Source organism: Microbacterium sp. F01, assembly GCF_056156365.1.
Genome location: NZ_CM149592.1, coordinates 2,882,420 through 2,896,044, shown reverse-complemented (window position 1 = coordinate 2,896,044; position 13,625 = coordinate 2,882,420). Strand labels below are relative to the sequence as shown.

Here is a 13,625-nt window from a genome sequence, read left to right as displayed (position 1 = left end):
ACGGCTGCTAAGCGACGCGCGCCAGCGCGGAGTCTGCAAGGAGTGAGCGGCGAGAACGGAGACGCGAACGATCGCTACACTCTCGGCGTCGAGGGAGTCGCTCCTCCAACCCAACGCCAGTTGAGGGGGTCTTTCGACATCTATCCACATCTGTGATCGGCCGCGTTGACGAGGCGCGACCGGTGTCCGACACTGGCCCGATACTGACCCTGAATCAGGCGGGAGCGGAGGTCGAGATGGGCAGCATCACCCCGTACGAATCGGCGAAGGGCCGCCGCTACCGGGTGCGGTATCGCAAGCCGGATCGCACTGAGGCGGAGAAGCGCGGCTTCACGACGATGCGCGAGGCGAAGCTGTACCTCTCCATGGTCACGGTGTCGAAGTCGAAGGGGGAGTACATCGACCCGTCTTCGTCGCGGGTTCCTGTCCGGATGTTCGCGGACAGCTGGCTGCGATCCAAGCAGCCGCCGATGTCGAAGCCCTCGTACTACATGACGCTCGAGCGGGCGTGGAAGAACCACGTCGCGCCGGTCTGGGCCGACAGAGAGATCTCGTCGATCCGGCGCTCGGAAGTCCAGGACTGGGTGTCCGACCTCGCGACGCAGAAGTCGCGCACAGTCGTTCTTCGAGCACTGGGAGTCCTTGCCGGCATCCTCGACGTCGCCATCGATGATCGGCGACTCGCGAGCAACCCGGCCCGCAACGTACGCAACCTTCCTCGGCACGGGCCGGGCAAGCGTCGCGTCTACCTCTCGCATGACCAGGTCGCGACGCTGGCGGCGTGCGCGGCGTATCCGACGCTCGTCCTGACGCTGGCGTACACCGGCCTGCGCTGGGGCGAGGCGACGGGACTGCGCGTGCGCAGCGTGAACCGGCTGCGCCGCCGCTTCGTCATAGAGGAGAACGCGGTGATGATCGCGTACGAGATCCACGTCGGCACGCCCAAGACGCACGAGAAGCGCTCGGTCCCGTATCCCGAGCGTCTCGCTCCGATGATCGAGCAGGCGTGCGCCGGCAAGGGCCCCGAGGGACTGCTGTTCGGCGATGGGGTCAATCACATGCGCAACTCGGGGAACAAGGGATGGTTCGCGAACGCGGTCCGACGTGCGCAGGAGATCGATCCATCGATCCCGCGGCTCACTCCGCACGACCTGCGTCACACCGCCGCGTCGCTCGCGATCAGCTCGGGCGCGAACGTGAAGGCCGTGCAGCGGATGCTCGGGCACGCGTCGGCGGCGATGACGCTGGACACGTACGCGGACCTCTTCGACGATGATCTGGATGCCGTCGCGACGCGACTCAACGACGCGATGCCGCTCGTCGCCCTGCCGTCGGGTCCGCAGACGCGGTATGCCCGGCCCCAGTAGTCCAGCGAGCGGATTGATGAATGCTCTGACGAGGCACCGGACGCCCGAGGGCTGGGCCTCCTTCCGACTCAGCTCCGGCTTTCGACGTGGATGGAGTCGAGCTCGGCTGCGAATCCGCGGTACGTCCGCGGAGTGGGAAACGACGCCCGCGCTTCATTCTCGGCAGGCCCCTTCGGCGAGAGGATGACGGATCGATGGCTGCGGCACCTGCGCTCGGTGCGTCGACTCATCCACGCTCTCGGCGAGCCGATCGCTCATCGCCCGCTGTGCACGAGCTTCGCGCCGAGCGCGGCCACACCGTGCTCGAGTGCCCGGGCATTCCCCTCGAGCGGCAGGGCATGGACGTGGACATCGATGCCCGCCGACGGGATCTGGAGAACGCGGGCGACAACATCGCCCGACACGTAGATGAGATGCGCGGTGGGCACGTGGAGCGCGAGCGCGTATGCGACGGCCTGATAGACATCCCCATTGGGCGTCGCGCCGTTCCCACTGCCAAGCACCTTGTACTTGGTGTCTGCAACCGTCACTGGAGCGCCGTCACGCGAGATAACGATGTCTGGCCGAAGTGCCACCGATCTGTCGACATCGAACCACCGGCCTCGATCTTGCGCCGTCACGTCGAGCCCGATCTCCGCAAGATTCGCGCGAAGGCGATTGGCTATGTATCCCTCGAACACCAGCGCCATGTCGACGAGGAACGTGCCTCCAACCGTGGCTCCATCCCGATGGGTCCATGACACGGCCTCCAGAATCACGCGTGCCAGGCGAAGGGGCACGGTGTAGTGCTGGTTCAGCCGGTTGGGGCGGACATCGGGCAGTGGCATTCCGCGGGGCAACGACTCCACATCTGCGAAGAGGATCTGCACCGCGGCGAAGACAGAGCCGAGCACGTCTGCCATTCCCTCCAGCCGGGCGAGCACGCGCAGCGCCGTCAGCAGGATCCGGTTTTCATCGATGTCCTCGGTGAAATCGTCGAACTCGATCTCGACGGGGAGCGGGATGCCGGGTCGCTTCGCGAGCTGGCGCGGGATGTCCCACCGACCGCGCACGACCGAGGCGGACTCCTGCACGCCGCGGTAGCCCTTCAGCAACCCCCGTCGCGTCGCCTGTTCGACCGCGATAAGCAGCGCACGGGCAATGGCCGTCGGGATCGAGTTGTCGCTGCCGTGTCCGACGTTATCGGCACCAAGGCGCAGCTGGACTCCTCCCAGCGACGCCATGAGGACGATGTTCTCCAGCGGAGTCTTCGGCACCACGTGGAGCTCACAGCCACTCACGATTGCCACTCCGACCTTCAGGACGTCAGTTATCCGCCAGCGTCCCGCGGTCGAAGTCGGGGTGACGCGGCAGAATCTAAGGTCCTGCAGCTCCATCGCCTGCGCAAGCGTCAGGTCAACGAAGCTCTCACCCTTCTCCCTGATGTAGACCCGTTCGGGCATGGCGAGATCAGGACGTCTCGGAGGTAGTCGATCCGCCCGATTCGACGGTGTCCGCCGTCGACGCTGTCGGCTGAAGTGCCGAGAGCAGCGAGGAGAGTGAGAAGCGCGATGCGACGTCGACGTCCGTGCCCAGATGACGCTCTTCGAGAAGCGGCAGAAGGTTCTCGGTCCAGATCGCGTGGAGATCCTGCACGGAGAGATCGTCCGAGCGAAGCAGGTAGCTCGGGCCGATCCGGTCCTCCCGATCCCGGATGCGCGAGTTCAGTTCGGCGAACAGCGCGGGCAGCGGGTAAGTCTGCGGATGCTCTCGCACCCAGCGATCAAGGATCCCCTCCACCGGTGGCACCTCGGGGTGAAGCTCGAAGAACGAGAAGCGCCTCCGCATCGCCGAGTCGAGCAGGGCGATGGAGCGGTCGGCCGTATTCATCGTCCCGATGATCAGCACGTTAGGGGGCAACTCGAACGTGTCGCCGCCGTCGGTCCCGGACCCGGCGTAGAGGAGATCGATAGCGTCACCGCGGTATTCGAGGAGGTAGTAGAGCTCGCCGAAGACTTTGGACAGGTTCGCCCGATTGATCTCGTCGATGAGGAGTACGTGTGCGACATCCGGATCCCTGCGTGCATCCTCGGCGATGCGGCTCAGCGGGCCCCTGGCGAGTTCGAAAACGAGTTGTCCGTTCTTCTCGCGCGGACGGTAGCCCGCGAAGAAGTCCTCGTAGGTGTAGGAAGGGTGGAACTGGATGCGACGCTGCGCCTCCTGGCGACCGTCGGTGATCGCCTGCGTCAGCGCCTTCGCGACGAACGTCTTACCGGTTCCCGGGGGGCCGTAGAGGATCACCTGGCCGCGCCGATGCAAAGCATCGAGCACGCGTGTGATCCAACCGGCGTCCAGGTTGAGCTCGTCGCTCAGCAGGGCGACATCGATGTCCGCTGGCCGGAACCCTCGCGAATCGGCGACGGCGTCATCCTCATCCGCCTCCACGAGGTCGACAGGGAGATCGATCGGCGGCTCGGGATGAGCATCCGGGTGCCATCGATCGCGCAGCGGGCTTTTGTAGAAGCTGACAGGCTTGCCAGTCTTCGCTTGCAGGGCAAGCACGATCCGCCGCAGGTCGTCGTCCGCGTCGTCGCCAAATTGTCCACCGATCTCGCCAATGAACGCCTCGCGGATGCGATGCCGGTGGTCCTCGGACACGATGGGCCCAAAGAATCCGGGATGCACTAGATACATGAGCGAGTATCGCTGAGTCGGGAAGGAATCGCCGTCGACGGACAGTACGAACGAGCGCCATGCTCGTGGGTCGTGGAGCACCCGCTCTTGCTCGTCAGCGTCGAGATCCACCCACGCTTTGGCGAGATTGACGATGATCGTGACCGCGTGATTGATGCGCGACATCATCCCGGTTCCGGGATTGAAGGCGCCACCTCCGAACGCTTCGTCGAACAGGGTCGGGATTGAGACTCCATGCTTCATCAGCTGAAGAACCGCCTCGACCTTCTCCGTCTTCTTGGCGTGACCCATGACGGTAGAGATGGGCAGAATCTGCAGCGCAACGATCTCGGCCATGAGGAGTTTGACCGCATCGGTCTCGTCTTCGAGCTGAACGGCGAGGTTCTGGACGAAGTTGGCGCCCTCCACCCGCGGCGCGCCGATCCACTTCGAGTGGAGCGCCGATACCGTGGCGGTGTCCCACACGGAAAGACCCGGGCTGAACACCGACCCGCCGCTCTGAAGACCTTCCTCGACCCACGCCCGCGAAGCAGCAAGAATCTTCCGCTGCGCGCTATCTTCAGAGACCCACGCGGTCGCCAGAGCGTCGCCGATGCTGGCGCGCAACTCAAGTCTTGAGGCAGCCGTTCGCTGTTGCGCCTCTGCGAACAGCTCGTCACCGCCAAACTCCTCGAGTGCTCGCATTCCCGACTCAGTGATGGCCCATCGCCCCGAACCATCGGGGTGCTTACGCAGCCAGCCCGCGTTGACGAGATCAGAACTCGCGAAACGCCAGTCGGTCTCGCCTCGACGCAGACCGCGGGTGTTGATCTCGGACTCGTATTCGGAAAGGGGTACAGAGTGTTCCGCGTCCAACCAAATGTCGCTGATGGGGACGTACTCGCCCGGCGCCGCATTTGACGCGAGATACTCGAGCGCTGCACGCGCCCGGGCGGCTCGACGCAACTGTGCTTCTGCCACGTGCCCTCCTGAAGCTCTACTGGCTCCGAGTCTACGAAGGGGGCCGTCACCCACACGACCGCCTCTCATGCCGCGAGTGCATAGCTCGGAGAGGGTTTCGACGAGCATCTCTAGTCTGAGCGTAGGGACACCTGCGCTGATCTCTTCGACGATGATCTGGATGCCATCGCGACGCGCCTGAACGACGCGATGCCGCTCGTCGCTCTGCCGCAAGGATCGCAGACCCGCTGCGCCCGACCGCAGTAACCGCGGAGAGCAGATTGCTGAGTTTTCCGGCGAGGCAGATTTCGCCCGAAACGCTCGATTTTGGCGCTCTCAGACGCCGCGCGCAGGCCGTTGAAGACGGCTATTTTCGGCTCACCGAATTTTCAGAATGCGGGCAAAAAGCGGGCAAAAACGCATTCTGAGTGGTCTGACCATAGAAGAAATACCTGGTCAGAGGCGAAAAGAGACTGTGCCCCTGGAGGGACTCGAACCCCCAACCGTTTCCTTAGGACGGAACTGCTCTTCCATTGAGCTACAGAGGCTGGCCTGACGAGTCTACCCAGCGGCGACGACTATGCCGTGTACCTGTCGCGAGAGGGATGCGGCGCGGGATACGGGGGCTCTCGAGCCCTGTCAACCCCTTGAGGCCCCGTTCCGCCCCGGAAAACAATGGGCTGATGGTCACGACAGAGCGCCCAGCGTTCGAATTCCTCGGCGACTGGAGCGGGCAGTTCATCGCCACCGCGATCCACAACGGGCACGACGTCCGCGCGGACGTGGCGGACGAGCTGATCCTGCCCGACGAGGACCGGCTCCGGGAGGAAGACCCGCACACCGATGAGATCGGCGCGCTCGTCCCCGCTCGCGTCGTGGTGCACCGCTCCCGCTTCGAGGTCGACCTGAACCGATCGCGCGAGAAGGCGGTCTACCGCTCGGCGGAGGAGGCATGGGGGCTGGAAGTCGTCCGCGATCCACCCCTCGATCCGGCCGTCGTCGCAGGATCGCTCGAGGTGTACGACGCGTTCTACGCGGAGCTCGGCCGGCGGCTCGACGAGGTCGCCGAGCGCGGACCGTTCGTGATGTTCGACATCCACTCGTACAATCACCGACGCGACGGCGCCGACCGCGCTCCGGCTCCCTGGGAGGAGAATCCCGAAGTGAACGTCGGCACGGGTTCGCTCGACCGAGACCGGTTCGGATCCGTGGCGGACGTCTTCATCGATTCGCTCGCGCAGGCCGGGACCTCCGCGGGGTCGCTCGATGTGCGCGAGAACGTCCGCTTCCGCGGGCAGCAGCTCGCCGCATGGACGCACCGCCGCTACCCGGAGCGGGCGATCGTGCTCGCGCTGGAGTTCAAGAAGACCTTCATGGACGAGTGGACCGGGGACGCGGATCAGGCTCGGATCGACGAGCTCGCCCGGGCCGTAGCATCCACCATCCCGTTTCTCGAAGCGGCGCTTGTGGAGGTGGCGACACCGTGACCGCAGACCCGACGCATGCCCCCGACGCCGGGGGACCCGAGACCGACGTCATCGAAAAGGGTGCGTTCTCGGCTGCCGACCTGGCGGCGGACCATGCCATGGCATCGCTCGCGGGTTCGGTGCGGTTCCTCCTCGAGATGACCCCGGTGAACGCGGACGACATCCGCGCGCGGTTCCTCGCCGACCCCGAGACCGAGCCGGTCTTCGAGTACCGGACTCTGGACGTCGACCCCGATGTGCTCGACGCCCAGGTGGCCGCCTTGCCGCTCGACGCCGTCACCGACACCACGCTTGCGGCGCTGCTGCGCAACCGGCAGCGCGAGATGACACTGCGGGTGGAGATGCTGCGCGCCCGGAACACGTCGGAGTTCCTGCAGCTGTCGGTCGCACAGTACGGGCCGGTGCTGCCGGCGCTCGTGGAGACCGCCGACGATCTGCTGCGCCGGCTTCCGCATGGGCGACTGGAGCGCGACTCGGTCGGCGCGGAGGAGATCCTCGCCGCGGCGAAGGCGGAGATCGCCCACTATCGGTCGGTCGATCCGGATGCACAGCTGCACGCCGAGATCCGCGACGACGTCTCGGGCGTGCTCGTCGAGGGCGACACGCTCCTCATCTCGCACAATGCGGCGGTGGCCGGTGCCCGCGTCAATGCCCTGCTCCAGCATGAGGTGGGCACGCACCTCGTGACGCATGTGAACGGGCTCGCGCAGCCCATCCGCATGCTCGGCGCCGGGCTCGCTCACTACGACGAGACCCAGGAGGGTCTCGCGGTGCTCGCCGAGATCGCGTGCGGTGGTCTCACCGCGTCCCGGCTGCGTCAGCTCGCGGCCCGGGTCGTCGCCGTTCACGCCCTCGTGGGCGGGGCGAGCTTCGTCGACACCCACCGTCTGCTCACCGGTCACGGTCTGCCCGCCGGGAGCGCCTACAGCGTCGCCATGCGGGTGTACCGCGCCGGCGGCTTCACCAAGGACGCCATCTATCTGCGCGGCCTGCTGGCCCTCTTGGAGCACGTGGCGCACGGCGGTGCGCTCGACCTTCTGTTCCTCGGGAAGTTCTCCCTGGAGGATCTGCCCCTCGTCCAGGAGCTCGCAGACCGCGACCTCCTCGCGCCGGCACGCATCATGCCGCGGTACCTGTCTGACGCGGAGTCCGCTGACAGGCTCCGTGACGCCGCCCATGCCGACGATCTGGTCTCGCTGGCCAATGCGTAGGAGCATGAAGCGCACCAGCGCGAAACGAGCACAGAATCTTGCCGGCCCGCGTCCCCCCACCCTCGAGGAGCTCAGATGAGAATCGGTTTCGTCGTCAACGACATCGCCACGGAACAGCCCATCTACTCGACGACGCGCCTTGCGATGAGCGCCGCCGCGCGCGGGCACGACGTGTGCCTGATGGGGCTCCGGGACTTCGGCTACGAACCCGACGGATCGCTCTCGGCGATCACCGCGACCGCGACCGCCGGCAAGCGCTACCGGTCGCTCGACCGATACCTCGAAGACGTGCAGGCCGCGACCCGGGAGCGGACGGAGCTCGACGACTTCGACGTGCTCATGCTCCGCGCCGACCCCGCGGGCGAGGCCGGCGACAGTGCGTGGGCGAGCACGGCCGGGCTGGCGTTCGGGCGGATGGCCGCGGAGGCCGGCGTCCTCGTCGTCAACGATCCTCGCTCCCTGGCAGACGCCATGTCGAAGGCGTACTTCCAGCAGTTTCCCGAGGTGGTGCGCCCGCGCACGCTGATCACGCGCGACGAGGAGCGGGTGCGTGAGTTCATCGATGAGCTCGGTGGGCGTGCCGTGCTCAAGCCGCTGCAAGGGTCGGGCGGATCCGGCGTGTTCCTCGTCGACCTGAAGCGGGAGCGCAACATCGCGCAGATCGTCGAGGCGATCGCCCGCGACGGCTACGTGGTGGCCCAGGAGTACCTCCCCGCGGCCAAGGAGGGCGACGTGCGGATGTTCGTCATGAACGGCCGCGCCCTCGAGATCGACGGGGCCTACGCGGCGTTCCGCCGGCGGCCGGAGGCGGCCGAGGTGCGGTCCAACATGTCGGCGGGTGGGAAGGCCGAGGCGGCGAAGGTCACCGACGAGATGCTGCACCTCGTCGACGCCGTACGCCCCAAGCTCCTCACCGACGGCATGTTCCTCGTCGGGCTCGACATCGCGGGCGACAAGCTGATGGAGGTCAACGTGTTCTCGCCCGGCGGCCTCGGCTCGTGCGCCGCGCTGTACGGGGTGGACTTCGCCTCGGCGGTCATCGACGATCTCGAGCGCAAGACGGGTATGCGCGAGCACTACGGCAGCGAACTGCCCAATGTCCAGCTGGCGACCGCATGACGGTCGCCCAGCAATGCGAAGGCCCCGACATCCGATAACGGATGCCGGGGCCCGAGGCACTGCGGTCAGCCCTGGTTTGCGAGGGCGAAGCGGACAGAGCCGTCGTCTGCGAGCTCGGCGTCGAGGACACGGTCCTCGAGTGCGATCGCCGCGGTCTCGTCGAGGAAGACACGGGCGCCGCTTTCGATCACGACGGTGTCGTGCGGCCCGGGATCGGGCGCGACGCTCAACTCGAATCCGGACGAGCCTTCCGCGTCTCGGATGCGTACACCCCCGTCTTCGGCGAGAGGCACTCGGGCGACGATCTCTTTGACGGCCTCGGCGGCGGTCTGGGTCAGCGTGAGCATGCTTTTCCTTTCCGTTTGCGGTTCCGGACCGGCCACGATTCCGAGATCAGCCTGCGGATGCAACCCCTACGCGCCGGATCGCACGCATTCGGAGGGAGTTCCCACGTTCGGCCGCCGCCCGCGAAGGCGCACGAGCGGCGACAGGAACACCGGGATCACGGCCGACGGCCGCCGCCACCGCCCATACCGCCGCCCATCCCGCCGCCGGAGACATTCACGCCCTCCGACACCGTGGCCGCCGTGACGCCGTTCACGGTGATCGTGTACGATCCGCCGTCGGCGACCGCCGGGCCGCTGTAGAACACGGCGCTGAAGCTCTGGTCGGCCGCGAAGCTCGCGATCACCGCGCCCGAAGCATCTGTCACCTCCACGGTGTCACCCGCCGCACCGCTCGCGGTCGCGGCGACCCACGGCTGCGAGCCGGTGGGGGTGACCAGCACCGAGCCGGCGACGAACAGCTCGCCGCCGTCGATCGCGATCTCGCCGTTGGCGTCGAGCGCTCCCTGCCCGCCCGCCGAGCTCGGCCCGCTGACGACGGTCGTGCCGCCGGTGATCGAGATCGTGCCGTTCGAGTCGAGGCCGTCGCCGACCGCCGCGACCCGCACGCTGCCGCCCGAGATCGTGAGCGTCTCACCGGTGTCCTGCTCGCCACCGCCACCGCCCATGCCGCCGCCCTGGGCGTCGGACGCGGTTCCGCTCGCGGCGTTGACGCCGTCGTCGCTCGACGTGATGTCGACGATGCCGCCCGAGACCGCGACATCCGTCGCCTCCAGGCCCTCGTACGACTCGGCGACGGTCACGGTGCCGTCGCGGATCTCGAGGCGCTGCTCGGCGTGGATGCCGTCGTCGCCGGCCGAGACGGTCACCGTGCCGCCTCCGATGCCGATCGACCCATCGGAGTGCACGGCGTCGTCGGTGGCCTCGACCGTGAGGTCGCCCCCGTCGATCGCGACGACGACGCCCGCGGTGACGCCCTTGGGCGAGTCGTCCGAGGTCGCGGCATCCGTCCCCGCCGTCAGCGACACCGTTCCGCCCGTGATGACCGCATCGGTCGCCGCCGCGATCGCGTCGTCGTCGCTTTCGGCTGCCACGGTGCCCCCGGCGATGACGACGAAGCCCTGCGTGGCGTCGTCGGTCTGGTCGCTCTTGAGCGCATCGCCGCCGGCGGTGAGGTCGAGCGTTCCGCCCTCGACCGTGAGCGAGTCCTTGCCGCGCAGCGCATCGTCGACCGCGTCGACCGTGATCTCACCCGACAGGATGACGAGGTCGTCGGTGCTCGCGATGCCGTCATTTCCGTTGCCCGACACCGAGAGGGTGCCGGTGCCCGAGATCGTGAGGTCGGCGTCGGCGTAGACGGCGGCGTTCGCGTCGGCGTCGTCGGCGTACGACGACGCGTCCGAGACGCTGTTTTCGCTGCCGGCCGCGAGCGAGATGGCGACGTCGTCCGCGCTCGTCACGGTGATGCCAGGGGAGTCGGATGCTGCGATCTCGGCGTCGTCGAGGATCAGCACGACCTGCGCGTCCTCGGGCGCAGCGACCACCACCTGACCGTCGAGCGAGCCGGAGAGCCGGAACACGCCGCCGTCTGTGATCGTCACAGTGGAGCCGTCGATTGTCACTGCGTCGGAGTCGCTCGACGCCGTGCTGCCCGACAGCGTGATGTCCGCAGCATCCGTCTCGCTCCACTCGTCGTCGTTCACGGTGGTGACGTCGGCGTTGGCGGCGAGCACGGCAGCCGCGCTGAGGTCGGAGTCGACGACGGCCGCGGTCTCGGTGGTCGAGGTGTCGGTGGTCGACGTGGTCGTCGAGGCGGCGGTCTGCGTCGCGCAGCCGGCGAGCACGACCGCGGCGAGCGCCAGCGGCGTGGCAGCGAGGATCAGGCGGCGGCGCTCGAAAGGGCGGTGGTGGGGCGTGCGGGGCATGATGCGTCCTCCTTGTGGGTGGCGATGGTCGGGTGGGTCGCGGGCGCGGCGCGGTGCGACGGGTCGAACGGGCCGCGCAGCAGCCGCGCCCAGCGGTTGCGGGGCAGTGCCGGGTGGAGCGCCGCGAGGCCGGTGGCGTACTTGCTGACCGTCGCGGGCCGGTGCCCTGCGCGCCACAGCGCGCGGTCCACGTTCGACGGGCTGGCGCCCGACTTCGTCTCGACGATCGCGAGGTCGGGAAGGGCGAAGCCGCGGCCGTCGGGCTCGATCCATTCGAGCGCGGTGTCGACGGTGGCGCGTCCGGCGCCGTCAGCGGCGAGCAGGGTCGCACGGCGGTATCGCGTCAGCAGCGTGGCGTCGAGCTCTTCGGCGCGCGTCGAGGCGACCCCGATCGTCGCGAACGCGTCGGCGACGTCGTCGCGGGCGTCGTCGGTGAGCCGGTCGCGGTCGCGCGGGTCGTACACGTCGCGGTCTTTGACGGTCGTGCCTCGTGCGCCGCGCGTCTTGATCTCGAGGTACGACGTGCCGGTGTCGAGGTAGCTGCGGGTACGCAGCTTGAAACGCCGACGACGGGGCTGGGCCGCCATCCGGAAGCTCAGCAGGTCGGGCGTGTCGAAGTACACCGACTCATAGGCGAAGTCGCGGGCGCCGTCCATCTCGAGCACGCGGGTGCCGGGGTCGAGCGCGGCGAGCACGGGCTCGAGGCCTTCGCGAGGCACGACGTACTTCCTGTCGACGCGGGTGAGGAGGGATGCCTCGGCCACGAGCGCGTCGAGGGTCACCGGATCGAAGCGGTCGAAGGTCGTCATCGCGCCGCTCCTTGCATCGCGGGCGCGCTCGCGGCGGTGCCCGGGGTCGCGGCGGAACGCGCTGCTCCCCGCGCCACTCGGTAGCGGACGTCGACCAGCGTCGTGTCGTTTACGAGGTCGAGCTCCTGCACGGTGGTCGAGGCGACTGTGCCCCCGAGTCGCTGCTCGAGCTCGGCCCGCAGCTCGTGCTCATCGGCCACCGCACGGTCGAGACGCACGACCTGGTGGCGCGCCCGCGAGAGCAGCGCCGGGTGATCGGCGGCCCACAGCACCGCGAGGATGAGCGCGACATGCGCGGCGACGGGCCACGGGTCGGCCTGGGGGAGGCCGGTCACGAGCCCGATCGCGAGCGCCGCGAAGTAGTACGCGACCTCGCGCTGCGAGATCTCGGACGAGCGCAGCCGGATGATCGACAGCACGCCGAACAGGCCGAGGCCGAGTCCCAGCGCGACCTCTGCGGTGCCCAGAACGGCGGCGACCGACATCACCCCCACGTTGACTCCCAGGAACGCGACGACGAGGTCGCGGCGGTGGTGCCGGCGATAGTAGAGGCCGAGGCTCAGCACGAGGGCGGCAGCCAGGTCGATGCCGATCAGGATCAGCGCGCTGGTGGTCATGGGTTCCTCCCGATGGGGTGTTCGGTCTGATCCATTCGAGCCGCGGCCGCTATGGGGTTCCTATGACGGGCGTCAGGGCGGCTTACGAGTTCGGCACGGGCCTGCTGAGTGCCGAAGACGAAGGACCGCTGCACGCCGTAGCTCGTCACGAACAGCACCGCCTCGGTCGCGATCTTGGCCACGACGAGCGGCACGCCGTAGCGCGTGAGCGCGTCGAGCCACACGATGTTCGACGCCAGGAGCGCGACGGCCAGCAGGGCATAGCGGGCGGCTTGGCGCAGCATCCGTCCCCGCTGTTCCGCACGGAAGACGACACGACGATTGACGGCGAAGTTCACCGAGGCGCTCACGACGCGCGCCGCCACGATCGACGGCACGAGCAGCCCCGTGAGCGCGTTGAGCGCGAGGAGCATGACGGTGTCGACGGCGAACGCCAGCAGCGACGAACCCGCGAACAGCACCAGCGGCAGCATCACGCGCAGCGAGTCGACGACGGGACGGAAGTGGCTGGACGCGTTGTCGTCGAGGTAGACGGTCTCGATCGGCACCTCGCGGGTCGCGACGCCGTCGCGGCGGCACCGCAGCAGCACGTTCTGCTCGTAGGCGAATCGCTCGCCCGGCTGGTCGCGCACCCATTCGACGAGCCGTGAGGGGATGCCGCGCAGGCCGGTCTGCGTATCGCTCAGCGCCAATCCGGCCGCGAGTCGGAAAACCCCGCGTGCCACGGCGTTGCCGGCGCGCGAGCGCAGCGGAACCCTCCCGGTGAACGCCCGGCAGCCCAGGATGAGCGTCGGGACACCGTCGGCCGCGTCCTCGCGGAGCGCGTCGGCGACGCGGAGGATGTCGTGCACGGTGTGCTGCCCGTCGGCATCGGCGGTGACGACGTCGTCGCCGGGGTGGGCGGTCATCGCGTGGGCGAACCCGGTGCGAAGAGCGGCCGCCTTGCCGAGATTCGTGTTGTGGTGCAGCACAGTGGCGCCGAGCGCCTCGACCTGATCGAACGTGGCGGCGAAGGCTGCGCCGCTCCCGTCGTCGACGACGATCACCTCGACGTCGGGGTCCGCGGCGAACAGGCCGGCGACGACCGATTCGAGGCGCGACCCCGGTTCGTAGGCGGGGATGAGGACGAGCACG

The 13,625-nt window shown here is 68.1% G+C and carries 11 protein-coding genes and 1 tRNA gene; 4 read left to right on the top strand and 8 right to left on the bottom strand.

Annotated features, from left to right (window positions below):
• Nucleotides 1-236: 236 nt before the first annotated feature.
• Nucleotides 237-1,367: a tyrosine-type recombinase/integrase gene (locus ACVN90_RS13330; protein ID WP_475102127.1), complete on the top strand. Its 1,131-nt coding sequence runs from the start codon at nt 237-239 to the stop codon at nt 1,365-1,367.
• A gap of 254 nt (nt 1,368-1,621) precedes the next feature.
• Here ACVN90_RS13330 and ACVN90_RS13325 read toward each other — a convergent pair whose 3' ends face one another.
• From ACVN90_RS13325 to ACVN90_RS13315, 3 genes are all read right to left on the bottom strand, one after another.
• Nucleotides 1,622-2,809, bottom strand: coding sequence for an McrC family protein (locus tag ACVN90_RS13325; protein ID WP_475098715.1), 1,188 nt, complete (start codon nt 2,807-2,809; stop codon nt 1,622-1,624).
• Nucleotides 2,810-2,816: 7 nt separating this feature from the next.
• Nucleotides 2,817-5,000, bottom strand: coding sequence for an McrB family protein (locus ACVN90_RS13320; protein ID WP_475098714.1), 2,184 nt, complete (start codon nt 4,998-5,000; stop codon nt 2,817-2,819).
• A gap of 455 nt (nt 5,001-5,455) precedes the next feature.
• Nucleotides 5,456-5,527: transfer RNA gene (locus tag ACVN90_RS13315), tRNA-Arg, on the bottom strand.
• Between the two features lie 135 nt (nt 5,528-5,662).
• Between ACVN90_RS13315 and ACVN90_RS13310 the strand changes: the two genes are divergently transcribed.
• From ACVN90_RS13310 to ACVN90_RS13300, 3 genes are all read left to right on the top strand, one after another.
• A complete protein-coding gene (locus ACVN90_RS13310; protein WP_475098713.1) occupies nt 5,663-6,466 on the top strand; it encodes an N-formylglutamate amidohydrolase in 804 nt (267 codons plus the stop codon).
• Nucleotides 6,463-7,677 carry a flavohemoglobin expression-modulating QEGLA motif protein gene (locus tag ACVN90_RS13305; protein WP_475098712.1) on the top strand — a complete coding sequence of 405 codons (1,215 nt, stop codon included), beginning with the start codon at nt 6,463-6,465 and terminating at the stop codon, nt 7,675-7,677. Before ACVN90_RS13310 ends, ACVN90_RS13305 begins: the two co-directional genes overlap by 4 nt.
• A gap of 75 nt (nt 7,678-7,752) precedes the next feature.
• Complete coding sequence (locus ACVN90_RS13300) at nt 7,753-8,796, top strand: glutathione synthetase (protein WP_475098711.1); 1,044 nt, start codon at nt 7,753-7,755, stop codon at nt 8,794-8,796.
• A 65-nt stretch (nt 8,797-8,861) separates the two neighbouring features.
• On the opposite strand, the gene ACVN90_RS13295 is transcribed toward ACVN90_RS13300, so the two are convergent.
• From ACVN90_RS13295 to ACVN90_RS13275, 5 genes are all read right to left on the bottom strand, one after another.
• Complete coding sequence (locus ACVN90_RS13295) at nt 8,862-9,143, bottom strand: Fe-S cluster assembly protein HesB (RefSeq protein WP_475098710.1); 282 nt, start codon at nt 9,141-9,143, stop codon at nt 8,862-8,864.
• A gap of 155 nt (nt 9,144-9,298) precedes the next feature.
• Nucleotides 9,299-11,065, bottom strand: a complete 1,767-nt coding sequence (locus tag ACVN90_RS13290; RefSeq protein WP_475098709.1) for a carbohydrate-binding domain-containing protein — start codon at nt 11,063-11,065, stop codon at nt 9,299-9,301.
• A complete protein-coding gene (locus ACVN90_RS13285) occupies nt 11,020-11,874 on the bottom strand; it encodes a polyphosphate polymerase domain-containing protein (RefSeq protein ID WP_475098708.1) in 855 nt (284 codons plus the stop codon). The genes ACVN90_RS13290 and ACVN90_RS13285 overlap by 46 nt, the downstream gene beginning before the upstream one ends.
• Nucleotides 11,871-12,491, bottom strand: a complete 621-nt coding sequence (locus ACVN90_RS13280; RefSeq protein ID WP_475098707.1) for a DUF4956 domain-containing protein — start codon at nt 12,489-12,491, stop codon at nt 11,871-11,873. The genes ACVN90_RS13285 and ACVN90_RS13280 overlap by 4 nt, the downstream gene beginning before the upstream one ends.
• Nucleotides 12,488-13,624 carry a glycosyltransferase gene (locus tag ACVN90_RS13275; RefSeq protein ID WP_475098706.1) on the bottom strand — a complete coding sequence of 379 codons (1,137 nt, stop codon included), beginning with the start codon at nt 13,622-13,624 and terminating at the stop codon, nt 12,488-12,490. The genes ACVN90_RS13280 and ACVN90_RS13275 overlap by 4 nt, the downstream gene beginning before the upstream one ends.
• Between the last annotated feature and the right edge of the window lies 1 nt (nt 13,625).

Bases quoted from the DNA above. Each gene is read 5' to 3' on its own strand.
- ACVN90_RS13330 (WP_475102127.1), top strand. From the start codon at position 237: ATGGGCAGCATCACCCCGTACGAATCGGCGAAGGGCCGCCGCTACCGG.
- ACVN90_RS13325 (WP_475098715.1), bottom strand. From the start codon at position 2,809: ATGCCCGAACGGGTCTACATCAGGGAGAAGGGTGAGAGCTTCGTTGAC.
- ACVN90_RS13310 (WP_475098713.1), top strand. From the start codon at position 5,663: ATGGTCACGACAGAGCGCCCAGCGTTCGAATTCCTCGGCGACTGGAGC.
- ACVN90_RS13300 (WP_475098711.1), top strand. From the start codon at position 7,753: ATGAGAATCGGTTTCGTCGTCAACGACATCGCCACGGAACAGCCCATC.
- ACVN90_RS13295 (WP_475098710.1), bottom strand. From the start codon at position 9,143: ATGCTCACGCTGACCCAGACCGCCGCCGAGGCCGTCAAAGAGATCGTC.
- ACVN90_RS13290 (WP_475098709.1), bottom strand. From the start codon at position 11,065: ATGCCCCGCACGCCCCACCACCGCCCTTTCGAGCGCCGCCGCCTGATC.
- ACVN90_RS13285 (WP_475098708.1), bottom strand. From the start codon at position 11,874: ATGACGACCTTCGACCGCTTCGATCCGGTGACCCTCGACGCGCTCGTG.
- ACVN90_RS13280 (WP_475098707.1), bottom strand. From the start codon at position 12,491: ATGACCACCAGCGCGCTGATCCTGATCGGCATCGACCTGGCTGCCGCC.